26 protein-coding genes and 1 pseudogene are annotated in these 25,553 nt (G+C 41.3%); 11 read left to right on the top strand and 16 right to left on the bottom strand.

The annotated features are described in order from the left end of the window. Window positions 1-71: 71 nt before the first annotated feature. The 3 genes from meaB to FHG64_RS04775 are packed head-to-tail and all read left to right on the top strand — an operon-like array spanning window position 72 to window position 3,505. Window positions 72-1,157 carry a methylmalonyl Co-A mutase-associated GTPase MeaB gene (gene meaB, locus FHG64_RS04765; protein ID WP_139065348.1) on the top strand — a complete coding sequence of 362 codons (1,086 nt, stop codon included), beginning with the start codon at window positions 72-74 and terminating at the stop codon, window positions 1,155-1,157. After that, on the top strand, window positions 1,147-1,866 hold the full coding sequence (locus tag FHG64_RS04770) for a glycosyltransferase family 2 protein (RefSeq protein ID WP_139065349.1): 720 nt from the start codon (window positions 1,147-1,149) through the stop codon (window positions 1,864-1,866). Before meaB ends, FHG64_RS04770 begins: the two co-directional genes overlap by 11 nt. A 1-nt stretch (window position 1,867) precedes the next feature. Next, window positions 1,868-3,505, top strand: a complete 1,638-nt coding sequence (locus FHG64_RS04775; protein ID WP_246054298.1) for an ArnT family glycosyltransferase — start codon at window positions 1,868-1,870, stop codon at window positions 3,503-3,505. On the opposite strand, the gene FHG64_RS04780 is transcribed toward FHG64_RS04775, so the two are convergent. The 5 genes and pseudogenes from FHG64_RS04780 to FHG64_RS04800 form a co-directional block, all read right to left on the bottom strand. Then, a complete protein-coding gene (locus FHG64_RS04780; protein WP_139065350.1) occupies window positions 3,486-4,061 on the bottom strand; it encodes a phosphatase PAP2 family protein in 576 nt (191 codons plus the stop codon). The genes FHG64_RS04775 and FHG64_RS04780 overlap by 20 nt on opposite strands. Before the next feature lie 4 nt (window positions 4,062-4,065). Continuing rightward, complete coding sequence (locus FHG64_RS04785) at window positions 4,066-4,293, bottom strand: hypothetical protein (RefSeq protein ID WP_139065351.1); 228 nt, start codon at window positions 4,291-4,293, stop codon at window positions 4,066-4,068. A 79-nt stretch (window positions 4,294-4,372) separates the two neighbouring features. After that, a complete protein-coding gene (locus FHG64_RS04790; protein WP_139065352.1) occupies window positions 4,373-5,746 on the bottom strand; it encodes an MATE family efflux transporter in 1,374 nt (457 codons plus the stop codon). 551 nt (window positions 5,747-6,297) lie between these two features. After that, window positions 6,298-7,715, bottom strand: a pseudogene (locus FHG64_RS04795) (M20/M25/M40 family metallo-hydrolase). 54 nt (window positions 7,716-7,769) lie between these two features. After that, the gene (locus FHG64_RS04800; protein ID WP_139065353.1) at window positions 7,770-8,651 is read right to left on the bottom strand and encodes a PPK2 family polyphosphate kinase; all 882 of its coding nucleotides are present in this window, start codon (window positions 8,649-8,651) and stop codon (window positions 7,770-7,772) included. Between the two features lie 78 nt (window positions 8,652-8,729). Between FHG64_RS04800 and FHG64_RS04805 the strand changes: the two genes are divergently transcribed. Next, window positions 8,730-9,326, top strand: a complete 597-nt coding sequence (locus tag FHG64_RS04805; RefSeq protein WP_139065354.1) for a hypothetical protein — start codon at window positions 8,730-8,732, stop codon at window positions 9,324-9,326. Between the two features lie 48 nt (window positions 9,327-9,374). Here the strand turns inward: FHG64_RS04805 and FHG64_RS04810 are convergent, their stop codons facing one another. The 6 genes from FHG64_RS04810 to FHG64_RS04835 all read right to left on the bottom strand — a co-directional run bounded on the left by FHG64_RS04810 (window position 9,375) and on the right by FHG64_RS04835 (window position 15,795). Further along, window positions 9,375-10,541, bottom strand: a complete 1,167-nt coding sequence (locus FHG64_RS04810; RefSeq protein WP_139065355.1) for a sigma-54-dependent transcriptional regulator — start codon at window positions 10,539-10,541, stop codon at window positions 9,375-9,377. A 2-nt stretch (window positions 10,542-10,543) separates the two neighbouring features. After that, a complete protein-coding gene (locus FHG64_RS04815) occupies window positions 10,544-11,440 on the bottom strand; it encodes a DUF6268 family outer membrane beta-barrel protein (RefSeq protein ID WP_139065356.1) in 897 nt (298 codons plus the stop codon). Window positions 11,441-11,573: 133 nt separating this feature from the next. Then, window positions 11,574-12,872, bottom strand: coding sequence for an ABC transporter permease (locus FHG64_RS04820; protein ID WP_139065357.1), 1,299 nt, complete (start codon window positions 12,870-12,872; stop codon window positions 11,574-11,576). Further along, entirely contained in the window at window positions 12,865-13,794 is a 930-nt protein-coding gene (locus tag FHG64_RS04825) for an ABC transporter ATP-binding protein (RefSeq protein ID WP_139065358.1), read from the bottom strand. The genes FHG64_RS04820 and FHG64_RS04825 overlap by 8 nt, the downstream gene beginning before the upstream one ends. A gap of 217 nt (window positions 13,795-14,011) precedes the next feature. Then, entirely contained in the window at window positions 14,012-15,130 is a 1,119-nt protein-coding gene (gene dnaJ / locus FHG64_RS04830) for a molecular chaperone DnaJ (RefSeq protein WP_139065359.1), read from the bottom strand. A 32-nt stretch (window positions 15,131-15,162) separates the two neighbouring features. Beyond that, window positions 15,163-15,795 carry a nucleotide exchange factor GrpE gene (locus FHG64_RS04835; RefSeq protein WP_246054300.1) on the bottom strand — a complete coding sequence of 211 codons (633 nt, stop codon included), beginning with the start codon at window positions 15,793-15,795 and terminating at the stop codon, window positions 15,163-15,165. Between the two features lie 154 nt (window positions 15,796-15,949). On the opposite strand from FHG64_RS04835, the gene FHG64_RS04840 reads away from it, so the two are divergent. Next, window positions 15,950-16,618, top strand: coding sequence for a YceI family protein (locus FHG64_RS04840; RefSeq protein ID WP_139065360.1), 669 nt, complete (start codon window positions 15,950-15,952; stop codon window positions 16,616-16,618). 54 nt (window positions 16,619-16,672) lie between these two features. On the opposite strand, the gene FHG64_RS04845 is transcribed toward FHG64_RS04840, so the two are convergent. The 3 genes from FHG64_RS04845 to FHG64_RS04855 all read right to left on the bottom strand — a co-directional run bounded on the left by FHG64_RS04845 (window position 16,673) and on the right by FHG64_RS04855 (window position 18,834). Further along, window positions 16,673-17,575: a TIGR01777 family oxidoreductase gene (locus FHG64_RS04845; protein WP_139065361.1), complete on the bottom strand. Its 903-nt coding sequence runs from the start codon at window positions 17,573-17,575 to the stop codon at window positions 16,673-16,675. A 64-nt stretch (window positions 17,576-17,639) separates the two neighbouring features. Next, window positions 17,640-18,317: a tRNA (5-methylaminomethyl-2-thiouridine)(34)-methyltransferase MnmD gene (gene mnmD, locus FHG64_RS04850; RefSeq protein WP_139065362.1), complete on the bottom strand. Its 678-nt coding sequence runs from the start codon at window positions 18,315-18,317 to the stop codon at window positions 17,640-17,642. Window position 18,318: 1 nt separating this feature from the next. After that, on the bottom strand, window positions 18,319-18,834 hold the full coding sequence (locus tag FHG64_RS04855) for a DUF4920 domain-containing protein (RefSeq protein ID WP_139065363.1): 516 nt from the start codon (window positions 18,832-18,834) through the stop codon (window positions 18,319-18,321). 109 nt (window positions 18,835-18,943) lie between these two features. On the opposite strand from FHG64_RS04855, the gene FHG64_RS04860 reads away from it, so the two are divergent. Continuing rightward, window positions 18,944-20,017: a branched-chain amino acid aminotransferase gene (locus FHG64_RS04860; RefSeq protein ID WP_139065364.1), complete on the top strand. Its 1,074-nt coding sequence runs from the start codon at window positions 18,944-18,946 to the stop codon at window positions 20,015-20,017. Window positions 20,018-20,067: 50 nt separating this feature from the next. On the opposite strand, the gene FHG64_RS04865 is transcribed toward FHG64_RS04860, so the two are convergent. Further along, on the bottom strand, window positions 20,068-21,093 hold the full coding sequence (locus tag FHG64_RS04865; RefSeq protein ID WP_139065365.1) for a Gmad2 immunoglobulin-like domain-containing protein: 1,026 nt from the start codon (window positions 21,091-21,093) through the stop codon (window positions 20,068-20,070). Window positions 21,094-21,104: 11 nt separating this feature from the next. Then, on the bottom strand, window positions 21,105-21,503 hold the full coding sequence (locus FHG64_RS04870; protein ID WP_139065366.1) for a pyrophosphohydrolase domain-containing protein: 399 nt from the start codon (window positions 21,501-21,503) through the stop codon (window positions 21,105-21,107). Between the two features lie 107 nt (window positions 21,504-21,610). On the opposite strand from FHG64_RS04870, the gene FHG64_RS04875 reads away from it, so the two are divergent. The 5 genes from FHG64_RS04875 (at window position 21,611) to FHG64_RS04895 (ending at window position 25,493) form a co-directional block, all read left to right on the top strand. Then, window positions 21,611-21,799: a hypothetical protein gene (locus FHG64_RS04875; protein ID WP_139065367.1), complete on the top strand. Its 189-nt coding sequence runs from the start codon at window positions 21,611-21,613 to the stop codon at window positions 21,797-21,799. A 520-nt stretch (window positions 21,800-22,319) separates the two neighbouring features. After that, a complete protein-coding gene (locus tag FHG64_RS04880) occupies window positions 22,320-23,378 on the top strand; it encodes a GyrI-like domain-containing protein (protein ID WP_139065368.1) in 1,059 nt (352 codons plus the stop codon). Then, window positions 23,379-23,750 (top strand): fluoride efflux transporter FluC, encoded by a 372-nt coding sequence (locus FHG64_RS04885; RefSeq protein WP_139065369.1) that lies wholly within the window; start codon window positions 23,379-23,381, stop codon window positions 23,748-23,750. A 170-nt stretch (window positions 23,751-23,920) separates the two neighbouring features. After that, the gene (locus FHG64_RS04890; RefSeq protein WP_139065370.1) at window positions 23,921-24,259 is read left to right on the top strand and encodes a P-II family nitrogen regulator; all 339 of its coding nucleotides are present in this window, start codon (window positions 23,921-23,923) and stop codon (window positions 24,257-24,259) included. A gap of 1 nt (window position 24,260) precedes the next feature. Then, window positions 24,261-25,493, top strand: coding sequence for an ammonium transporter (locus tag FHG64_RS04895; protein ID WP_139065371.1), 1,233 nt, complete (start codon window positions 24,261-24,263; stop codon window positions 25,491-25,493). Window positions 25,494-25,553 lie beyond the last annotated feature (60 nt).

Here is a 25,553-nt window from a genome sequence, read left to right on the forward strand (position 1 = left end):
GGAATATACCTACTATTGCAGTTTACATCAAAGGAAGTTTCTTAAATTTGTCATAAATCTATTTACCTGTTTTGGATAAATCCCGCAATAAATCTGCATTACACGAGTCTGAAGGTACTCCTTCTACCCCGGGTATTAATCCAAAATCTATAGCCAGGATCAAAGCCTTCAGAAAAAAACAGATACCTGAAGAGGAGCTAGTAGGGAAAATTCTTGCCGGCAACAAAACCGCTTTGGGGCGCGCCATTACGCTTGTTGAAAGCCATCAACAAGACCACCTGGAACGAGCGCAAAAGGTAATAGAAGCCTGTTTACCACACGCCCAACGTTCTGTACGAATTGGGATAACAGGGGTGCCGGGTGTAGGAAAAAGTACTTTTATAGAAGCTTTTGGAACCTACCTGGTATCGAAGGGCAAAAAAGTTGCTGTGCTCGCAGTTGATCCCTCTAGCAGTGTTACTCATGGAAGTATAATGGGCGATAAGACCAGGATGGAGAAACTGGTAACAATGGAGAATGCTTTTATAAGACCATCACCCTCTGGTGATTCTCTTGGAGGGGTTGCGCAAAAAACCAGGGAAAGTATAGTTCTATGTGAAGCGGCCGGTTTTGATGTCTTGCTTATTGAGACAGTGGGTGTAGGACAAAGTGAGACTACCGTTCATAGTATGACAGATTTTTTTCTTTTGCTTAAGCTTGCCGGTGCCGGGGACGAGCTCCAGGGAATAAAAAGAGGGATCATTGAAATGGCAGATCTTATAGTGATCAATAAGGCCGATGGGGAGAACCAGAAAGCAGCCAGGGATGCCAGGCTTGAATTTAAAAGGGCATTGAATCTATATCCTCCACGGGAAAGCCGGTGGCAGCCACAGGTGCTCTTAAGCAGTGCAATCAATCATCAAGGGATCCCTGAAGTTTGGGAGGAAATAATGAATTATCTCGAGCTTGTGCAGGCCAATGGCTTTTTTGAAGCAAACAGGCACGAACAAAATAAATTCTGGATGTTACAAACTATCAATGAACATTTAAAGAAGAGTTTTTACCAACATCCTGAAATAAAAAAAGAATTGCAGGTGCAGCTAAAGGCTATTGAGCAAAAAAAGACCAGTCCCTTTGCAGCAGCAAAACATTTGATAAAGTTATGGAATGAAGTATGAGTTTACGATCATAATTCCGGTTTACAATGAATCGGAAAGTTTGAAGCGACTGGAAGAAATGTTGCTTGAATACCTTAAAAAAGCATCGAAAAAGACCTGTGTTATTCTTGTGGATGATGGATCTACAGATGGTAGCACAGAGATGATAAGGGAAATAAGCGACAGAAATCAAGATATATATCGAATATTATTCCAGGAAAATGCAGGAAAAGGTGCTGCACTTAAAGCAGGTTTTGAAGCCACTACCTCCCCCCTGCTGGGTTATATGGATGCCGATCTTCAAACCCATCCAGAAGATTTTGAACGATTACTGGTTTTTGCCAATGACTATGAACTTGTCACCGGCTGGAGGCAGGTGCGGGAAGATACTGGTGTCAAAAAGATCTCCTCCTTAGTAGGTAATAAGGTAAGGGGACTTTTCATCAATGATGGAATTCATGACACAGGATGCCCACTTAAGGTCATACATACCCAAAATGCTAAGCAAATACCCATGTTTACCGGCTTACAAAGGTTTATTCCCGCAATGATCCTTTTACAAAAGGGCAGGATAAAAGAAGTACCTGTTCCTCATTACCCACGAAGTGCCGGGGTATCAAAATACAGCTTTAAGAACAGGTTCCTGGGGCCATTGTTTGATTGCTTTGGATATGTATGGATGAAGAAGACTTACATCAATTACCATATAAAAGAAAAAAACACAAAATAGCTTGAAGCTGCTTCCACACCTTTACCATAAATATCCGCAGTTGCTTCTGCTCCTGGCCGGCAGCCTGGTTTTTCTTATGAACCTTGATGCACTTTTTGTGAATATCATGGAAGCCCGTAATTTTATAACTGCAAGGGAAATGCTGGTTCATGATAACTGGATCTTTACTACCATGAACGAGATGCCCAGGTATCAAAAGCCGCCCCTGCCCACATGGCTAACGGCAATAAGCGCAGGGATCTTTGGAGAGGAAAGCTTATATGCATATCGTCTTCCTGCCGCCCTGGCATCTTTATTTTTAATGTGGATATTCTACAGGATACAACTGGAACTAAAGCTGCATAAATCCCTGGCTTTCCTTTCCTCCCTTATTTTGATCACCTCGTTCTATGTTTTCTTTGCCGGCCGTGAAGGGCAATGGGATATATTTACCCACAGCTTTATGGCCGGCAGTATTTTTTTCCTTATCCGGCTTTTAAAAAAGCCGGATGAAGATTATAAAAATGCAGTGTACGCAGGCCTCTTCCTGGGAGCGAGCTTAATGAGCAAAGGTCCGGTATCAGTCTACGCTCTGTTCCTGCCTTTCCTTATTAGCTATGCGTTCACTTTTAGATTCAAAAATCTACAGCTTAAATGGAAGTCACTGCTGTTAATGGTTGTTATTGGGCTACTTACCGGGGGTTGGTGGACCTTACTCGTGCATTATTATGACCCGGCCGAATTTACCCGCATTGCAGAGGTAGAGAGTGATCGCTGGTTTAATTATAACGTGCGACCATTTTATTATTACTGGAGTTTCTTTACCCAAAGCGGCATTTGGACCATCCCGGCACTTATGGGATTGGGATATTGGTACCTTAAACCAAAAATCTCTAAACCCGGTGCCTATAAATTTTTCTTCCTGTGGGTTGTCTGCTCTGTGGTACTTCTGTCCATAATTCCTGAAAAGAAAAGCAGGTACCTGCTTCCCGTCCTCATCCCGCTGGCCACCACTACAGGTTTTTATGCAGAATATGTTATAAAGAACTTTAAAAATAAATTTAAAGTCCTTGAAAAGATCCCAGTTTACTTCAACTTTGTAGTGCTTATAATAATCTCGCTGGCTATCCCTGTAACATTGGTAGTAATTGCAGGAACAGAGATCCTGGAAATGAAATGGACTTTCTTCATTTTTTCCATACTTATGTTAGGATGCGCTTTAGCATTTATTTACGCACTTATAAAAAAGAATATGAAGTTGCTTTTTGGGCTGCAGGTAAGCCTCATGATCATAATTATTGCAGCAGGTTTTCCACTGTTGAAATTAATAAACCCGGAAAGAAATTCTCCTAATGTAGCTCACATAAAAGAACTAAGTATTAAGGAAAACCTCAAGGTATACGATTATAAGAGTATGTTGCCAGAGCTGGTTTGGCATTTTGGGACTTCGATCCCACAGGTTCTGGAAAAAACTCCCGCTCCTACCGCCAAAAGATTTCTTCTGCTGGTAGAGGAAAGTGCTTTTCCCGAATGGAAAAAGGACTTCCCTGAATATAAAACTGAAGCCCTAGGGGTACTGGACCTCAACCCGGTTCATCAAACAGGTACAAATAACCGTCTTATTCGAAATTACTACCTTCTTATCCTGCAGGAACCCTAAAACGCCTCATAAGGTAATTGTGGAGTAAGGAAAACAAATACCCGAAAAGAGCACCAATAAACATCCCCGTCAAAATATCCCCGGGATAGTGTACTCCAAGGTATACCCTGCTATACGATACCAGCAGGGACCAGCCAAGTAAGAAGTAGATGAGATAGTGGTAATACTTCTTTAAAATAATTCCCAGGAACACTGCCACTCCCATGGAGTTGGAAGCATGTGCAGAAAAATACCCATACCTGCCACAACGTTTAGCCACAAAACGGGCATATTCCATCACTCCTTCCTGTCCGCAAGGGCGTAGGCGCATGAAATGATCTTTAAAGATATTGCCAAGCTGGTCTGTAACCGTAATGAGCAGGGCGATAAGGATTGCTGTAATTATAGCTCCTTTTAATTTAAACTTTCTAAAGATTAAATAAAGCAGCAAGGCATAGAGAGGAATGGCTGTCCATTTTTCTGTAACCAGCAGCCAAAAAGGATCCCAGGTGAAATTTCCGAGATTGTTAAAATAAAAGAACAGCTGGCGATCCAGCTCGTTTATTTTTTCCAGCATTTATCTACTCTTCGTAACGGGATACCTCCCTGTCATAAAACTCATTCGCCTGGGTGATCAAATCCTCAGCTTGTTCGGCCAGTTCTTTTTCATCACTCTGGTCAAAATCTTCGAGCCACTCCACATCGTCGTTTTCAAGATTTATAATAAATCGTGGATATTCTGTATGTACAACAAAAATGGCATCGGGATAATCTGTATTATCACCTAAAAGGAATTTTGGAAAATCCATAGATCGTTTAGTTTCTATTAAAATTAAATGTTTCAGAAAAGATCATTCTTCATCTTGTTTCTGAAGGTTATTCTTCACATCAAACAGCTGGCTTTTCGAGGGCTGTTTCCTGCTTCAGGATCAATTCTTTGCTAAGATAGTTAAATCTAAAATGAAGCATCACTGCTGAAGCTGTTAAACCCGCGAGAAGACCCAACCAGATGCCCATACTTCCCAGCTGATCTTCCCGTCCAAAATAGATAGATACAGGGAAACCAATGATCCAGTACGCAACAAAACAGATAAGCGTAGGGATCTTCACATCCTGAAGCCCCCTTAGCGCTCCCAATATCACCACCTGCAAACCATCGCTTAACTGGAATAGAGCCGCTATTACCAGTAGTTGCGCTGCCAGTAGGATCACCTCCATATTATCTATATATAAAGTTGGCAGCCAGTCTTTCATGAGAATAAACCCAATCGCAAACACCGCCTCGATAAGGAATACCAGGAGGAAGGTAGAAAAAGCTATTCGTCTTAGATCCCTGTAATTCCTTAATCCCTTTTGGTTTCCTACCCTTATCGTGGCAGTAACTCCAAGCCCCACTGCGATCATAAAGGTCATTGAAGCCAGGTTGAGGGCGATTTGGTTTGCTGCCTGTGGATTCGTTCCCAGAGTTCCCGCAAGAATAATAGTACCGGTAAAAATACCCACTTCAAAGAACATTTGTAGTGCAGTGGGAAAGCCAAGTGATAAAAGACGTTTAAATATTTCAGGCTTTATAAGGTTTCTTTTACTCCAAATAAAGTAATCCCTGAATTTCTTCTTTCTCCTAAGGATTTCCCAAATGAACCACAGCATAAAGAAGCGGGAAATGAGCGTTCCAATGGCAGCCCCTTCCAGCTCCAGTCTTGGAAATATCCATATCCCGTAAATAAGAAGGAAGTTTGCCACTACATTCACCACATTGGCAATAAGGGTAGCATACATTGCATATTTGGTTTGGGAGAGCCCATCTGCAAACTGCTTATAGCCCTGGAAGATCATTAGAGGGATCATCGAGAAAGCTACGATCTCCAGATAGGGAATTGCAAGCTCCACCACCTCGGGCGGCTGGTCCAGGTGGTATAGGATAGGTTTGGCCAGCAGTAGCAAGAGGAACAAAAAGACTCCGCTTGTAGCACTCAGGATGATCCCATGATGGAAGTAGCTGCGGCCTTTATCAAGATCCCCGGCGCCATCGGCCTCTGCGATCAAGGGTGTGATGGCAAAAGAAAATCCTATTCCCAGGGACAAGGCAATGAAAACCAAACTATTCCCAAGTGAAACAGCTGCCAGGGGAGCAGCACCCAGTCTTCCAATCATAAGATTATCCACCAGCCCCACCAGCACGTGCCCCAACTGCCCCATCATCACCGGGAAGGCGATGTTTAAGTTGGTGCGAAATTCCCTCGTATATTGTGATAATTGCAAAGCCGAAAATTAGTGTGCAAAGATAGTATGCTTTTCCTGCTGAGGAAATTTTATATTGATTGAATTATAATAGCATGTATATATTAATGATTGCAGTTCATTCTTTAAAAAAGTGGAAAGTGGAAAGAGGAGAGAGGAAAGTCTGGACGTGGCTCCCTACCCCCATAGGGGAGCAATATAAAAAAGAATGCTGCACTGCAAGATTTTAGATTGCAGACCTCCATGCAGTTAGTTTATTTTAAAGGGAAAGTGGAACTTAAATAGTCTATACATGTTAAAAATAAGAACTCCGCCAAACTCCGTGGTTATATAAAAATAGACTCGAAAATAGGAGAATCACCCCACTTATCGCGACCCAACAACAAACAAACTCCAAGCACCAAATTCCAAATCAAAGGAAAAACAGCAAACGGTAAACGGAAAACGGAAAACAGCGAACGGTAAACGGTAAACAACACCAAACACCAAACGCCAAACCCCAAACAACAAATCCCTCTAACGACTAAAGACTAAAGACTAACGACTATCCTCTCCGCGTAATCCGGTTTCAACTACATTTTAGGCTCCTCCACATTTCTAATACGATTAAACCCATATTTGTCCACTAAATATATGAGAGACGTCATAGTAGCTGCACCAAGTTCAAGTTCCCTTTTGTTGATATGCTCAAAGGTGTCATTATCTGAATGGTGATGGTCAAAATATCTCTGGGAATCTGCCCGGAGTCCTGCCAGTACGATGGAATTGTTCTTAAGTGGGCCAATATCTGCCCCGCTCCCACCGCGGTCAAATTGATGGATCAAATATGGTTCAAACAGGGATTTCCATTTTTCTATTTGAGCAAATTGAGAATCACCGGCATCAAAGGAAAATCCGCGGGGAGTGAACCCACCGGCATCGCTTTCAAGTGCAAAGATGTGGTTTTCTTTATTTTGTTTGACCATTTCGGCATACTTATTACCCCCCTTAGGCCATTCTCTTCATTCATAAAAAGCACCACTCGTATGCTTCTTTTAGGTTTATACCCTAATTCCCTAAAAAGGCGCAGGACTTCCATAGATTGAACCACCCCGGCACCGTCATCATGGGAGCCATCTCCCAGGTCCCAGGAATCCAGGTGGCCACCCACGACGATATATTCATTTGGAAATTCAGAGCCGGTGATCTCTCCTATGACATTAAAGGATTCCACATCCTCCATTTGCCTGCTGTTAATTTTCATATAAAGCTCTGCTGTGGGATCCAATTTTAGCAAGGAGCTTAGATATTCGGCATCATTTGTACTTATAGCAGCCGCGGGTATTCTTTTAGAAACAGGCAGGTCATTATAGGTCATGCTTCCCGTGTGGGGAAAATCATCCAGCCTGTGAGTGAGGGAACGAACAATCACCCCGGTAGCGCCATATTTAGCCGCCTCTGCCGCGCCTGCATAGCGTTGATCGACACATTCACCATATGCCTCAAAGGTATTTATAACATCTGCCCGCATTGGCCTGTTAAAGAAAACGATCTTTCCCTTGATCTCTTTTTCCCCGTACCTTGCGAGATCTTCTATCCCCTGCACCTCGATAACCCCGGCTTTTGTACCATTTGCAGGAGTCGAAACAGAGCCACCAAGGGCAGCAATCTTGATCTCTCTACGGGTGGTGGCATCGGTTTGGACATAGGCTCTTTCTTTTGCTCCCCGCACCCATTTTGGAACCATTACAGATTGTAACCAAACTTTATCCAGGCCCAGTTCCTCCAGTTCATTCCTGGTATATTCAACAGCTCTCTGGGCATTAAGGGATCCCGAGAGCCGGGGACCAATTTTCAATGATAAATGTTCCAGCCAGTTATATGCCTGCCCATTTAGCAGTGCCATATCATAGATCTTTCTAATCTCCAGGGAATCTTCAGTTGAAGTTTGCTCCTGGGAAAATCCAGGGGCGGTTATTCCAAATAAAAACAGAAAGAGAAACTTTTTCATAGTCATTAAATTTTCAGCTAAATAAAAAAAATAAATCCTTAAAAGGAAACCGGGTTAGTGTTCTTTTTGTAATTGCTCCTTATAATCCTCAAGATTATGACGTATATCTGCAGGTAATTCCGGCTCTTTTACGTCATTATATTTAGATAGCTCTTCCCATAACACTTTGGCAACCAGGTAGCGGGCAGTGGCTTTATCATCTGCCGGGATAATATACCACGGTGCCTTCTCTGAAGAAGTCCTGTTAATAGCGTCTTGATAATACTCCCGATATTTGCTCCAAAGCTTTCTTTCTTCCAGGTCCCCAGGAGAGAATTTCCAGTTCTTGTTAGGTTTTCGCAATCTTCTTAAGAGCCTTTGCCGTTGCTCTTCTTTGGAAATATTTAGAAAGAATTTAAAAATGATAGTCCCATTTTCTTCCAGGTGTTTCTCAAAATTCCTTATTTGGTTAAACCTCCTTTCCCAGAACTCGTCATCAATATCATCCAGGTTTTTAACCTGCGGGAGGTTCTCCTTAAGTATATATTCTGGATGCACCCTGGTGACCAGCACATTCTCATAATGTGTACGATTGAACACCCCAAATTTACCCCGTTCAGGAAGTGCTATATAATGCCGCCACAGATAATCGTGTTTAAGTTCCTTTGAGCTTGGCACCTTAAAACTGTGCACTACAACTCCGCGCGAATTAAACCCTTTAAACACCTCCCTTATTAAACTATCTTTCCCAGAGGTATCCATTCCCTGGATGCAAAACAGCACTGAATATTTTTTATGGGCATATAAGGTATCCTGCCAGTCGGCCAGTTTTTTCCTTGTCTCCTTAAGATGTTTTTTGATCTCTTTCTCATCTGCCTCCATGTCTATGGAGGTACCAAGTTCTTTTACATTAATAGGAGATGTTACTCTAAATTGGTTGTGGTCGATATTTTTCATTGGTAAGCTTCGTGTTTCCCTAAATATACAATCTCTTCAGCTATATTTTTTTTATCTTCGCCCTTAAATGCTGAAAGCTTGAAAAAAGAAGAAGTTATTGAAAAAGTTGCAATTCTCCTTAAGGAAATACCTACTTCCATGGAAATTGTAAAAGATGATTCAAAAAAGGATCAACGATTTCATTACCTGGCAACCCATATGGTCGAAAAAGCTATTGAAAAGGATGCCCTTATTATTTCTGAAAATCAAAAAGGTATTGCGATCTTATTCAAAACAAGTAAGAAGGATGAGAATTTCTGGCAGGAACTACCTACACAAATTGGTCTTCTAAAAAATGTCACCGGCTTTAAGAACGCCATGAAGATCCTTAAATCTCAATCTTATATCAAGAACCAACGTCCCAAAGAAGGGGAATATCTTTATTGCTGGTTCTGGGGGATCCTGGCAGATGCCCGCGGGGCCGATACCCAAACCGGTAAGGAAATGAAGGATGAATTCTATCGCCGGGCAGAAAAATTCAAACTTCCGCTCTATGCTGAAACCAGGATGCGGCAAAACGCCATTGTATATCAAAGATTTGGATTTGAACTATTCCATAAATGGAATCATCCAAGCGGGGATACTATGTATTTCTTAAGATACATCCCAAAATCCCTGAAAGAACAGTCATCTTAACCTCTAAAATTTAAAAGACGGCTGTGCTTGCAGTTAATACCCCCTGTCCTAGTTCTTACTTGCGAAAAGCCTCACATCTTCCTCCGTTACCTGGCTGCTACCAAGGATAATAAGTCTTTCAACCACGTTACGAAGCTCCCGTATATTCCCTGTCCAGTTATATTCTTTAAGCAGGTCAATAGCCTCTGGTGTAAATTCCTTTTTATTACCACCCTGCTCCTCGGTGATCTTTTCACTGAAAAATTCAACCAGCAGCGGGATATCTTCCCGTCTTTCATTCAATGGCGGCACCTCTATAAGGATCACGGCCAGTCTATGAAAAAGGTCTTCCCGAAATTTCTTATCCTCAATTTCTTTTTTAAGGTCCTTGTTTGTGGCGGCCACAACCCTTACATCTACCTTAATATCCTTATCACTTCCAACCCTGGAGATTTTGTTTTCCTGCAAAGCCCTTAACACCTTAGCCTGGGCAGAGAGGCTCATATCCCCTATCTCATCCAGGAAAATAGTGCCGCCGTTGGCGGCTTCAAATTTCCCGGCCCTGTCCCTGTTGGCAGAGGTAAATGCGCCTTTCACGTGGCCAAACAATTCGCTTTCAATAAGCTCTGATGGGATAGCGGCACAATTCACTTCAATCATTGGCCCTTTGGACCTTTCGCTCTTTTGGTGAAGCCAATGAGCTACCAGCTCCTTACCTGTTCCGTTAGGACCGGTGATAAGTACACGAGCATCTGTAGGCGCGACTTTCTCAATGATATTTTTAATTCTGGAAATTGCAGGCGATTCTCCCACCATCTCATAATTTTTACCAACCTTTTTCTTAAGCCGGGTATTTTCAACAACCAACTCCTTCCTGTCAAGGGCATTGCGCACAGTATTAAGCAGCCGGTTAAGATCTGGGGGTTTTGAGATGTAATCAAAGGCGCCCAGTCTCATAGTATTTACAGCCGTATCCAGATCTCCATGGCCCGAGATCATCACAACAGGAATCTCTGGTTTGATCTTTCTTATAGCCTCAAGGACCTCTATCCCGTCCATCTTAGGCATTTTGATATCACATAATACGAGGTCAAAATCTTCTTCCTTCACTTTTTCCACTCCCGCGAGGCCATCTTCGGCCTCGTCAACTTCATAAGTTTTATTTTCTTCAGAAAGTATTTTTACAAGGACCCGGCGTATTGCCGCTTCGTCTTCAATAATTAGAATCTTTGCCATATTTATAATATACTAATTTTTAAGCCTGTACGGCCATAAAATGTATTTACTTTATTTATTTCATATACATCATCCCGGTTATCATCCCTTATTCTAATGTCATTCATAAGAGTATGCCCACCATACAGATAATATACTAAATGATTTGTAATTTTATATTCATATCCCACTCCTGCCAATAAAATAGTCATGGAAATATTCTCTCCAAGATTAGAAGAATTTGGGATAGCCCTGTTCTCCTGTATATTCGCATAAAATCCATCCAGGGTTACAAAAGCCTGCAACTCACTACGGCCGGTTAAGGAGTATTTCACATTCGATTTTGGAACTCCCAGCGTATAAGACCAATTTGGACGAAATTCCCGGTAATAATTCACGATGGGCAGGGGAAAAGGAAATCCAGACGTAGTTGAATAATGCAATCCCAAAATAAGCCGTGTTGGCACTTCTCCCGGGGCCTCATCTCTGTCTTTGAGAAAAAAAACTGCTCCTGTATAAAGATAATCATCCTTGATAACTTTAGAGGTCTCAAAATTGGAAGCTACCATCACACCTCCAAGCCCCCCAAATCTCCAGGCCTCATTTATCTTAAAGGTATATCCCAGGGTTGCCGTAAAGGACTGGAACCTGTCCAGGGTACCTCTTTTTGCAAATGGGGTCTTATCCTCAAATTTAAAATTGATATTTTCATACTCTACTCCCGGTACGAGATAGGCTCCCTTGTCATTCAATTTCAAAGGTATGTTTACAGATGTGCGAAACCTTCTGAAGGAGTTATCTGAATTTGCCTGGGGAAAGTACGTATACTCCAGCCTTGCCAGGTCTGTACTTTGAGCCAGGGAATTATTGGTAAGACTTGTTAAAATCAAAAAAGCAAACAATTTTACAAACCAATTCATAGGAAGGGGATGATTTTATATCCTGTAAAACTAACAAAGTGAGCAGCAGGGGGCTGTTAAATCTATGATAATATCTCTATACAGGACTTTATAAAAGGCAGGGAATACTATTATTACTTATTATTTCATCATATTAATATCTCAACCACTTATACAATTCCTTATAAGTAGGTTTCTTACCATACATAAGGATACCAACACGATAGATTTTTGCCGCCAGCCACAAAACCCCAAAATTAGTTATGATAAGAAGCCCAATAGAGATGCCAAGCTCCCACCATGGAACTCCAAAAGGAATTCGCATAAGCATAACGATAGGAGAAGTAAGGGGGATCATAGAAAAAATTGTACTCACAACCCCATGTGGATTTTCAATTACTGAAAAGAAACCAACATATATCCCCAGCATTAATGGCAAAATTATGGGGAACATAAACTGCTGTGTATCTGTCTCACTGTCTACCGCTGCGCCAATAGCCGCATAAATGGCGCTATAAAGAAAATACCCGCCCAGAAAATATACCAGGAAAGATAATAAAAGAGTTAGTAAAGGTAAATTGGCAACATCAATCATAAGCTGCTGTACCTCGCTGCTGCCTAATTCTTCCAGTCCCTGCTGCGCCTGTGGCTGGCCACTCATCAAATCCATCCCGGTTAAGGAAGCGGTGAGAAATAAGAGGATTCCTCCCAGCACAACCCAAATAGCGAATTGCGTCAACCCTGCAAGTGAAGTGCCCAGGATCTTTCCCAACATAAGCTGCAAAGGCTTTACAGAGGAAACAATGATCTCTATGATCCTGTTCGTCTTTTCTTCAATTACGCTTCTCATCACCATATTTCCATATACAATGATGAACATCATAAGCAGGTAACCCGCAATGCCTCCAAATATCATTTTAATATAGGAAGACATCTTTGAAGTGCGCTGTCCTGCAAAATTCTGTATCTGGATATTCACCTGTGCTTCTGAAGATTCTATCTGGGTAATATCTACCCCTCTTTGGATCAATTCCCTCGTGGTAAGCTTTTCTGAAATTGTTCTTTCTATTTGCTGAAGGACCCCGAGGCCCGGAGGCTCATTGCTGAAGATCTCTATGGACCTGGCCAGCTCCATATTATTATCAACATTGGGTATATATAACAAGCCATAATAGTCCTTTTCCCGCACCAGGTCCCTTCCCTGCTCAAGACTTAAAGCCGAAAGGTCAAGAAAAAGCACCTCGTTGTTATTTTCAAATTCCCCGCTAAAGATCCCGCTCTGGTCTATCACTCCTATCGTTCGTACCTCGCTATTATTAAGCATGCTCAGGTAACCAATGAGCAGGAACATTCCTACCAGGATCACAGGACTTAGAAAAGTCATTATGATAAAGGTCTTGTTCTTTACCCTTGCCATATATTCCCTGTGAATAATAAGTTTAAGGTTACGCATCCTGGGTAACAGTTTTAATGAATATATCGTTGACCGAGGGAATGACCTCCACAAAGTGGTTAACCTGTGCCCTCCCAATTAAATAATGAAGCAGGTCATTTGGAGATTCATCTTCCTTTATTTGTAATCTTAATTTAAGATCTTCTGTAATGCTTTTATAGGTGGCAGGAGTTACTATGAACCTGCTCTTTAATTCTTTTAACAGGGATTCCTCATTAGGTGCACTTAGGCCCACCTCAAAGGTATTGGATTTATATTCCCTCTTTATATCGGCCACTTTTCCATCAAGCAATTTCTTGGAATTGTGGATGAGGGCCATATACTCACAAAGCTCCTCAACACTTTCCATGCGATGGGTTGAGAATAAAATAGTGGCGCCTTGCTCCCTCAAATACAGGATCTCTTTTTTTATTATTCCAGCATTTACAGGGTCAAAACCACTAAATGGTTCATCAAAGATCAATAGCTTTGGATTATGAAGAACGGTGATCACAAACTGCACTTTTTGGGCCATACCCTTTGACAATTCCTGTATCTTCTTATCCCACCAGTGCGTGATACCAAGCCTGGTAAACCAAAACTCAAGGCGTTCTTTCGCCTGGGCTTTGCTTAAACCTTTTAAGCGTGCCAGGTAAAGGGCCTGCTCCCCTACTTTCATGGATTTATATAACCCACGTTCCTCTGGCAGATATCCAATATGTCCTACATGAGAAGGATGCAAAGGCTCACCTTCAAAATACACCTTCCCGGTGTCTGGCATCGTAATTTGATTAATGATCCTTAAAAAGGTGGTTTTACCTGCACCATTGGGCCCAAGTAATCCAAAAATGCTTTGTGTGGGAATTGTTATTGAAATATCATCTAGTGCAGTAAAATTACCAAAATTTTTGCAAATATTATCTGCCACTAAGAGATCTGCCATAAAGAAAAATTTAAGAAGTAAAGATATTGAAATAGGCCTAGACTGATTTTAATTTAAGAGGATTTTATAAAAAAGGCCCGCAACCTCCGGTATAAAACAAAAACCCACCCTTAAAATGATTTAAGGATGGGAAAAAAATTGCTATGAAAAAGAAAAATTATCACTAAAGATTTTAGTGATACTCAAATATATAAAAATTATCTTAAAATTCCAGTTTTTAAGAAAACATATCTTTAACTTTTTCAAAAAATGATTTATCACTCATCTCCGGGCTTGGTTGAAAATTTTCATCGGTTGCCATTTTCTCAAAAAATTCGCGTTGTTCCCGGTTAAGAACTCTTGGGGTCCATACATTCACGTGCACCAAAAGATCTCCTTTTCCATATCCATTTAAATTTGGGATACCTTTACCTCGCAGGCGCAGGATCTTACCACTTTGCACACCTTCTTCCACTTTTATTCGAACCTTTCCGGTAACGGTGTCAATTTCCCTTGAAGCTCCAAGTGCTGCCTCAGAGAAGCTTATATATAGATCATAATGAAGGTTATCACCTTCCCGTTGCAGGGTTGGATGTTCCTTTTCTTCAATAGCTACTAGCAAGTCTCCTGGAATCCCATTACCTGGAGCATCATTTCCTTTCCCGGTAACTTTTAGTTGCATTCCATCTTCTACACCTGCAGGAATTTTGATCGAAACCGTTTCATCCTGTGAAACCAGTCCCTGGGCATCTGCATTTGCAGGTTTCTTGTCTATCATCTGGCCTGCTCCTCCACAAGTAGTACAAGGTGAGGCTGTTTGCATGCGGCCAAGGATCGTATTTGTTATACGCGTAACCTGTCCTGTTCCATTACAGGTACTACAAGTCTTATAAGTAGTTCCCGGTGCCTGGACTTTTCTTTTAACTTTGATTTTCTTTTCGGCACCGTTGGCAATTTCCTCCAGGGTAAGGCTTACCCTAATTCTAAGGTTACTCCCTTTAGCCCTTCGCTGGCCGCCGCCAAAGCCACCGCCAAACCCGGAAAAACCACCGCCTCCAAAGCCGCCACCAAAGATATCACCAAACTGACTGAATATGTCATCCATATTCATTCCACCACCGCCGCCAAAGCCTCCTTCAAAGGCCTGGTGGCCAAACCGGTCATATTTGGCGCGCTTATCTTCATTACTCAATACTTCGTAAGCCTCTGCAGCCTTCTTAAACATTTCCTCTGCATGAGTGTCACCCGGATTTTTATCTGGATGGAACTCAATAGCTTTCTTCCTGTAGGCTTTCTTGATCTCTGCCACAGATGCATTCTTACTTATTCCTAATATTTCGTAATAATCTTCTTTCATCTTGTTTTTTTGAAATTCCTATTGCGACCTGACTATTTGCCGGTCACTACTTTGGGATAGCGAACAATTCTTTCACCAAGTTTATAACCACGCTCCACCACATCAACAATCTTGCCTTTAAGTTTGTCATTTGGTGCAGGAATTTGAGTTATGGCCTCATGAACATCGGCATCAAAAGCATCTCCCTCTTTAACTTCCATAGCCTCCAGGCCTTTGCTTCGTAGGGTTTCCTTAAATTTATTATGGATGAGCTCCACTCCCTTAACAAGGTTTTTATCTTTGGCCTTTCTTATTTCGTTAAGAGCCCTGTCAAAATCATCAAGCACAGGCAGTAAAGCTGTCATTACTTCCTGGTTTGCCGTTTTAAACAATTCAAGCCGCTCCTTCGAGGTCCTTCTTTTATAATTCTCAAACTCAGCAAACAACCTTAAAAACTTATCTTTTTCTTTATCAAGATCGGCCTTTAATTGTTCCGTTTCACTCCCCTGCTCTGCTTGATCGTCTTTTTTAGATGAATCGTTATTCTGGGATTCCCCTTTGCTTTCTTCCTCAGCCATTGACTCTACCCCATCATTAATAAATTCTTCAGCAGGGCCATCCTGTTCATTATCGTGCTGATTATGTTTTATATTTTCGTCCTGAATACTTTCCTGATCTTTATTCATTATATCACAAAATTTGTTTCTCTCTGTAAAGTCAAATTTGCTGCCAATCTTAGAAAAATGTCAAAATGTCACCGCTTTTATTTTATCATAATTTTATGATTTGATTCATAGTGGAAGCCTTAATTTTGCAGCTTAATAAAATAAAAAGTAAAAAATGAAAAAAACATTTCTAAACGTTTTTATGATCGCAGCTATTGGAATGGCGACAGTAGGTTGTAAAAATGATAACCGCGAAGCGAAAACAGAGGAAGCAAGAGAAGCAGCCACTGCAAATGCTGAAGCTGTGGAATACCGTGTTGACACAAGTTCATCTGTTATCGAATGGGAAGGTAAAAAACCTACCGGTACCCACACCGGTACTATAGATATTGCTGAAGGATCTTTTTATGCAAACGACAGCATAGTTGAAAGTGGTACTTTTGTAATCGACATGAACTCCATTACTGTGACAGATCTTGAAGGAGAGGAAAAAGAGAACCTTGAAGCTCACCTAAAAGGAACTGTTGAAGGTAAAGAAGGAGATTTTTTCAATGTAAATGAGTACCCAGATGCAAGATTCGAGGTTACAGGCATTTCAGAAGAAAATGGGCAAACTATGTTACAGGGGAACCTTACTATGCGTGGGGAGACCAAGAACGTGGAGTTTCCTGTAAATATTAACCAACAAGAGGAAGGGTTAGAGCTTACAAGTGAGACCTTCACAATTGACCGTACCAAGTGGAATGTAAATTATGGTTCGAAATCTGTTTTTGATAGCTTAGGTGATAATTTCATCAATGATGAGATCACTTTAACAATAAAAGTGAAAGCTAACAGAGCATAATAATACTCTATATAAATAAAAAAAGGAGGCCGCCCGGCCTCCTTTTTTTATTTATTACAGCAGGTCTTCCAAAGCTTTGGGTAGATTTTTATATTCAAAGTCATAGCCGGTCTTCTGCACCTTCTCACTGCTCACCAGCTGGCTTGATAATAAAACGGTGGACATTTCACCCAGCGCGACTTTAAGCACAAAAGAAGGAACGTTTGGCAACCACTTATTCTTTCCTAATTGAGCCGCCATTTTTTCCATTAATTCCTCATTGGTCACAGGGTTGGGTGCTACGGCATTATAAACGCCTTCCAGGCTGTTTTGCAAAACATGTAAAAATATTCCTGCCACATCCCTTATATGTATCCAGGACTGCCATTGCTCTCCATTCCCAAAGGCCGCTCCTGCATTATAGGATGCCGGGATCTTCATCTTAGGAAGTGCACCACCTTCTTCAGCTAACACTAGTCCAATCCTAACTTTGGTAACTTTCATTCCAAGATCCTGAAATTCATCGGCTGCTGTTTCCCATCGTTCCACTACTTCCCCCAGGAAAGAATCATCTACTGCCGGTTCTTCCTCTGTATAAAGCTTCTGCAGGGAACTGGGGTAAACATTAATCCCGCTGGCAGATATAAATTGCTTTATAGAATGCTCATTCTCCTGCAGCGCCTCATAGAGTACAGCTGCACTTTTCGTTCGGCTTTCTATGATCTCTTTTTTATAATCCTCTGTCCATCTCTTGGCTACAGTCGCTCCCGCCAGGTGATAAATAGCATCTACTCCCTTAAAACTATTAGTATCGATCTCCTTTTCATCAGGGTTCCAGTAATACCCGGTATAATTTTCCTGTTTTTGTATCTTCTCCTTGCCGGTTGTGAGATAATTTACGGCAATTCCCTTTTGGTGAAGAAGGTTTGTCAAGTGAGAACCTATCAAACCTGTTGCACCTGTTATTAATACACGCATTTTTCTTTACAAGATAGGCAAGATGTGAAAGTCGGGCTAATTTTTATTACAGGTTTAACATGCGTTATTCCTGCGGTTTTACTGCTCGCAGCATCTCCCTTTTCCCTGGTGGGCCGGGTAATTTCTCAACCAAAAAGCCTACTTCCTGCATCGCCCTTCTTACACTTCCTTTGGCGGCATAGGTGACCAGGATCCCTCCCGGTTTTAATGCCACAATCATAAGCTTAAATATCTCTGCCGTCCATAGATCTGGTTGCACGCGTGCACCAAAGGCGTCAAAATAAACAAGATCATATTTCTCCACATCAGAGATTTGATCGAAAAACTTCTGCTGTTTAATAAGGGTGAAGAAAGGAGTGATAGTAGCAGCCTCCCCCCAGGATGCTGTATGAAGTTTGTTATAAACATCTGCGGCGCCATGTTCCTTCAGCGCCTCTGCAAAATTCAATTTAACCGCTTCTTCAGATTTTATGGGATATGCCTCAACCCCGGTATAAGTTACCTGTATGGAATGTTCTTTTAAAAATCTCCAGGTTACCAGTGCATTGAGTCCCGTACCAAAACCAATCTCGAGAATAGAAATTTGAGCTGGATCCCTTTCAAGGAGCTTCCTGAGCCCCATTTCAATAAATACATGTTGTGCTTCCTGTATAGCTCCATGTTTGGAGTGGTACTGCTCATTCCATTCTGGTAAATGAATGGTAGTGGAACCATCCCCGGTGGTGATTATCTCCCTTTTCAAATTATTCCTTTATCAAAACCCCATCTGCAAGAAAAGAAAGTGTCTTTTTAGGCTCAGTGATCGCATCAATTTCTTCCTGTGTTTTCCCTTGATCCTCTGCATAATGCCTTTGCTCTTCTACAGAAACTTCTTCTATGTAGGCTTTTCCACTTAGTACCACCTCCCTGTTTTCGATATCCTTAGGCACAAAAAAACCGTAGTCCTTAAACTTCACCATCACATCCTCTTCCTCCTCGGGCAAGTCCAGAGTCATCCAGCAGCCTTTATTTTTACATACGCTTTCAACTGTACCTGTAAATTGCACCTCTAAAGTATCACCGGTCTGTAATTTGCTGTATTCCCGGCTCATTTCCCGGCTATCTAAATCCTTTTCCCGCCTGAATTCCTCGCCATAAACAGCATATGCCACTTGCGAAGAGCTCGTCTCAGAATCATCTGTTACTGACTGATTCTCAGTATTTTTACAGGATATTAGAGTAATAACAATAAAAACGGGTAAAATCCATAAATTTTTCATAATATATTTAAAATAGCAGTTGATTTTCAATAACATCACAAATTTAGAACAATTTTCAATTTTTTTTCAATTAATATTTAGGTAAATTTGCAATCTAAAACCAACCGTAATGAAATACGATTCTTCTGTTGATATTAACATCGCTAAAGCCCCTACCTCAAAAATAGATTCTGTTGATTTTGAAAACCTAAAATTTGGGCACATTTTCACCGACCATATGTTGGTATGCGACTATGAAGACGGTGCCTGGAAAACGCCGGAGATAAAACCATACGGTCCTATACAATTGGATCCTTCAGCCAAGGTATTTCATTATGGCCAGGCTGTGTTTGAAGGAATGAAAGCTTATCGTGATGATAATGACCAAATATGGCTTTTTCGCCCAGATGAGAATTTCAAACGTATCAATAAATCTTCAGCAAGATTAGCAATTCCTGAATTTCCTGAAGAATATTTTTTCACCGGGCTTGAGGAACTGCTAAAACTTGAGAAAGACTGGATCAAAAAAGGCTTTGGGAACTCTCTATACATTCGCCCGTTCGTAATAGCAACAGAGCCGGGGGTGCTGGCATCCCCGGGTACAAAATATAAATTTATGATCATTTGTTCCCCTGCTAAATCCTACTATACAGGAGAGGTAAGGGTTCAAATATCTGAAAGATACAGCCGTGCTGCAGATGGTGGGGTTGGAGCTGCCAAAGCGGCCGGAAATTATGCCGCGCAATTCTATCCTACCAACCTTGCAAAAGATGCAGGTTTCCAGCAAATTATCTGGACAGATGCCAATACTCATGAATTCCTTGAAGAAGCAGGTACGATGAATGTTTTCTTTAGGGTTAATGACACCCTGCTTACTGCTCCTACCAGCGACAGGATCCTGGATGGTGTTACAAGAAAGAGTATTATTGCTCTGGCAGAAGCCAATAACATTCCGGTGGAAGTTAGACGTGTCACAGTACAGGAGATCGTGGATGCTGCAAAGGCCGGAACGCTCAAAGAGATCTTTGGCGCGGGTACAGCCGCTGTTATAAACCCTATACAGGGATTTGGTTATAAAGGTGAAAAATATGAATTACCAAAACTTACAGATACCTATGCCTCCTTCTTCAAGAACAAATTGATGAAGATCCAATACAACCTGGATAAGGATCAATTTGGCTGGAGATATCTTGTTAAGGAATAGTACAGATATTTTTATACTGCAAAGGCTTTCCATACGGAAGGCCTTTTTTTTTAAAATTTTACCGGAATATATAAAGCGCGATCATGCTCTGGTTTACCTGAAGCATTTGCTCTTTTGAAAATAAGACAACCTTTTTCTTTAGAAGGTTTTTCAAACTCTAAACTACCTTCAAAAGGCACAAAATCTTCGGTCATCCACTCCCCTTGGGCAGTAACAGTACCTTCACCTAATAATCGATGATCTTCGTCTACCAGTTCAACCGGGGCAACAGCTTCAAAGAACCAATAGCCCTTTGCCTGTCCCCCTATCTTTACCGGGGATGTTATTTGCGCATTATACCCGGGAAACTCCACCTGTATTAGGTCTTCCAGAGGTTCCAAATTTTTGCTATCGGTAAAGAATTGCAAGGATCTTAAAATAGCATAAACAGCCTGTCTCTCCTCCTGCATCACCTCCCCGTAATATTTTACAACATCCCCGGCCATAGGATCACAGCTGGCCATAGGTATTTCATTTGACTGTTCCTTATCTTCACAAACAGCCTTAAAATCCCTTACACCTAACCTCACGAAAATACTACCGTATTCCTGCCATTTTTCAGGCGGTTGCTGAAAATTGATGAGAAAACCCCAGGGCTCCTCGTTTTCCAGAAGATAAACTGTAGAGCTTTCCCTGTCTATATTAAAGTTGATTGGCAGGCCCCCATCCCAGTCCTTAATTGATTTCATTTTCCCTGCCGGGCCATCAACCCCATAGCCGTGGGGAATTATCGCTATATAGGTATGTCTTGCCTCCTCGTGAATTCCCAGGGGAGGCGAGACACCTTCATTTACCGGAAATATGTTGACCACAGGAGAATTGGGAGCGAGCTCCCCCTCATAAACTTGAAAATAATCGGGATGATCAAAGCTAACTCCCCATTCTCTTGATGTGTAATTCTGAAGCTCCCCGGCTTTGATCTCATTCGCTTCAGTTTGAAGTTTGTCGCCCTGAGATTCATTTTCACCTTGATCACCTCCATTCTCCTTACAGGAGACTGAAGATATAATTAGAAAAAACATTAAAAAAAATCTCATTGATACAAATTTTAAAGATCCTGTTCAGGATCGAATAATCTCTTAAGTTGGGGGCTGAAATAATTAGGGCCTTTGAGCACCTTGCCGTCTTCTCTTAAAACCGGTTTACCATCAAGGCCCAGCTTGCTCATATTGCTGCGCTGGATCTCATTGAAAACCTCCTCGATCTTATATTGCATGCCGTGCTCAAGAATAGTTCCGCAAAGAATATATAGCATATCCCCCAGGGCATCGGCCACCTCAGTAAGGTCATTATTCATAGCCGCTTCCAGGTATTCCTCATTTTCTTCTTTCATTAGTTCATACCTCAACCTATTTTTAGCCTCTCCAAGATCGGCTATGGGGTTGCCATTTACCCCAAGACCAAAGGCTTTATGGAACTCCTGCACTGCCGCCAGTTTATTTTTCATCCTAAATCAGTTTATAATTTCAAGAAAATAAAATTAAAAAGCTTTTTTTGTCTCCCACCCCTCCTCCTATTTGGAGAGTTACTAACTTTGCCGCAAAATATATAAAAATGTTTAGTACCGGTCAATTGATCTTTGCAGCAATTTTCTTTATAGCATTTGTGATAGTAATTTTTTACAGTTACAGGAAAGATATTGTTCTTCACAGGAAATATTATAAAGGAAGCCTGTATGTTCTTATAGGTTTTATTTTCTTCATCATTTTCCTGTTCGTTGTAAAGGAATTTCTTCAAAGATAGAACTGAGCAAAGTTCGTTTTCTTTGGGAGAACGGGCTTTTTGAATGTTAGTTCAATTTACTGCAGCGCGGCATGTAATTCAATTCTTTCAAATAATTGAGCATAATTGGTGTAGGCTTTTCCACCGTAATAATCTTTATCTCTACAATCTCACCTGCCCCGGGTACAAAACCAGGTTTACGAACCCGCTGTAAGAAGAAGATTTAAATTTGCCGTTGTAGTAAAGAATCCCTTTAGGCATCTTCCGGTTTCACCTGTACCTCATAATTCCCCCATAGGTGCCCCTTGCCGTCCGGTAATTACCTTCAGGTTTTATACTTTATTTCTCTCTAAACAATTAGCCAAAAAAATTTCCGTCATAAATGAAATTATTACATTCTTTTTTCAGGAAATGGAATAATCCTCTTCTTCTTGCTTTACTTAATCGAACCGTTTTTATTAGATTTTCCTGCATTTGTACTAATTCGCATCTTGTAAATTAACTATATTAGCCTGTCAAACGGTAAAAATCCCTGTACCAAATGAAAATATTGAAATACCTGTTCTTCTTATTGTTGATAGTAATTATTGCAGGTGCCATTTATGTAGCTACCCAAAAGGGTGAATATCATATAGAAGAGACAATGATTATAAATGCTCCCTTACCGGTGGTTTACAACGAGGTAAATAACCTGTCAAACTGGGGCGATTGGGGCCCCTGGCGAAAAGAGGCAAATGATGTTATTGTTGATGATATAACCGGGGATACCAGAGGTGAAGGTGCCGGCTTTGCCTGGAAGAGCAATGAACTGGGGGATGGCAGTATTACAACCACAAGGGCTATCCCATTTAACGCTATTGACCAGGTAGTGGAACATCACCCTACCTTTGCTGATTCTGAATCCCGCATGTACTGGAAATTTGAAGAAGTTGAAGAGGGAACAAAGGTAACTGTTGGGCTGGAAGGAAATCAAACCTTTCGTGAAAAGCTTGGATTTGTTTTTAGTAATAATTCAATATCTCAAACAATGCGCCCAAGGTTGGAGCGAAGTTTGGACCGTTTACAAAATACAGTTATTCAAAAAATGAGTGTCTACTCCATTAATGTAGATGGAATAACCACCCACGGAGGAGGTTTTTATATGTACACTTCTACATCCTCAAAGATTAGCCAGATCCCTTTAAGAATGAAAAATATGGTTACTGAATTAAGGAATTATATGGAGACTAATAACATTCCTGAAGTTGGTGAGCCTTTTGTCCTTTATAACAACTGGAATGATCAAAATAACAGCGCCATCTACTCAACAGGTATTTTCACCCCTAACATGGTTATTACTCCACAGGAAAGCGATATTTTGAATGGGATGATGCCTGTTCAAAGAGTAGTAAAGACTACTCTTAAAGGAGAATATTCCAACCTGGAGGAAGCCTGGGAAGCGGCATATTCTTACCTGGAGGAAAACAACCTGCAGGCAGACGAGGAGAAACAACCCTTTGAAGTATATCGAACTACTGAGGAGACAACTCCCAATCCTGCAAACTGGGTGACAGAGATTTATATTCCGCTTCTGGAAACCCCCACACAATCCCCGGAATAAATGAAGGCACTTCTCCTGGTATTTATAGGTGGTGGCCTTGGGAGTATGTTGAGATTTGGTGTTTATAAGCTTTTACAACTATTTTCTTTAGCATCTTTTTATGGTACCCTTACTGTCAATGTTTTGGGAAGTTTAATATTAGGTGCGCTCATGGGATACCTTTTAAAAGAAAGTTATGTCTCCAGTAATTTATTCCTCTTTCTGGCAACAGGTTTTTGTGGAGGCTTTACCACGTTCTCTACCTTCGCCTTTGAGAATCAGGACTTTCTTCGTACCGGTGATTATTTTCATTTCCTGGTATATACTGGTGGCAGTATTGTCTTAGGTATCCTTGCAATTGTTATAGGACTATATTTATCAAAATTACTATAGCCCCCCTACTCAAGACGGGGTGTTGTTTTTAAAATTGATCAATTTTTAATATCAACCCCATAAATTAATGGGGTTAAAATTCTCAATTATATAATTTTTACAATTTCATCCCTTTAACTGAGTTAATTTCTGAAGATTTTTTCTACTTTGGTTTTTTTAAAGATCAGTTTATGAAAAAAATAGAGGCTATCATCAGGAAGTCCAAATTTGATGAGGTGAAAAATGCCCTTCAGGAAATAGGGGTTACCTTCTTTAGTTACTGGGACGTGACAGGAGTTGGAAATGAACAGCAGGGTCACGTTTACCGCGGGGTCGCCTACAGCACTACAGACATACAGCGCAGGATGTTATCCATTGTAGTATCACAAAAATTTGAGGAACGCACCATTAAGGTACTGCTTGAGACTGCTTTCACCGGGCAGGTAGGAGATGGAAAGATCTTCGTTTCTACTATTGAAGAAGCATACAGGATAAGAACAGGAGAAACCGGTCAAACTTCACTTAATTAATATGGAAACTACACTTCTCACCGTCAATAACCTATGGATGATGATTTGCATCGCCCTGGTCTTTATCATGCATCTTGGCTTCTCTTTGCTGGAGATTGGCCTTACCCGGTCTAAGAATACCATTAATATACTTTTTAAGAATGTAATGATCCTTATTATTGGTATTCTTACCTATTCCCTGGTTGGATTTAACCTCATGTATCCCGGAGAGGAATTTGCCGGGAGCTGGTTTGGATTTTCCAATTTTGGACTCTTGTTACCAGAAAATGGCCTTTCAGCAGGATACCATAACGGCCAGTACACCTTTTATACAGATTTTTTATTCCAGGCAATGTTTGCTGCTACTGCCGCTACTATAGTCTCAGGAGCGGTTGCAGAAAGAATAAAACTTTCTGCTTTCATAATTTTTTCGATCCTGTATGTTGGGATCATATATCCAGTGACCGGAATGTGGAAATGGGGCGGCGGTTTCCTGGATGAACTGGGTTTTTATGATTTTGCAGGTTCCACTCTTGTGCATTCGGTGGGAGGCTGGGCCGCCTTAATGAGCGTGATCCTGCTTGGTGCCAGGATTGGAAAATTTAAGAACGGCCAATTAAGTGTCATTCCCGGCCACAGTATTCCCTTAGCTACTGTTGGAGCATTTCTGCTATGGTTTGGCTGGTTTGGATTTAATGGAGGTTCAGTCCTTTCAGCCGACCCTGCATCTACTTCCCTGGTCCTGGTAACTACCTGTATTGCTGCCTCTGCCGGTGGTCTTGGGGCATATACGGTTTCCAGGCTTCGCTATAAGGACAATGACCTCTCAATGATCCTCAACGGGATCCTTGGTGGGCTGGTTGGAATAACCGCCGGGGCAGATGTTATGGGTGTTACAGATGCTCTAATTATTGGATTTGTGGCAGGCATACTTATTGTTTTCTCTGTGGCTGCCCTCGACAGGCTTAAACTTGATGATCCTGTAGGAGCTATATCGGTTCACCTTACCTGCGGTATTTGGGGCACTCTTGCTGTGGGAATATTTGGCGACCTTGCAGGCTGGAACCAAATTTTATCACAGCTTACAGGTATTCTTGCAATAGGAATCTTTTGCTCCCTGGCATCCTTTGGGATTATGTTGGCCCTTAAAAAAAGTATTGGATTAAGAGTAACAGAGATCGAGGAGATAGAAGGGCTGGATGCCCACGAGCATGGCCTGGCCGCTTACTCTTCCCTTGGCCTAAACGAGGGATAAAAATTTTCATGGTCTCCCGGCAGCTGGATCTACTTTAAATGCTTTAATTTGATTTTCATT

Source organism: Antarcticibacterium flavum, from assembly GCF_006159205.1.
GTDB lineage: Bacteria > Bacteroidota > Bacteroidia > Flavobacteriales > Flavobacteriaceae > Gillisia > Gillisia flava.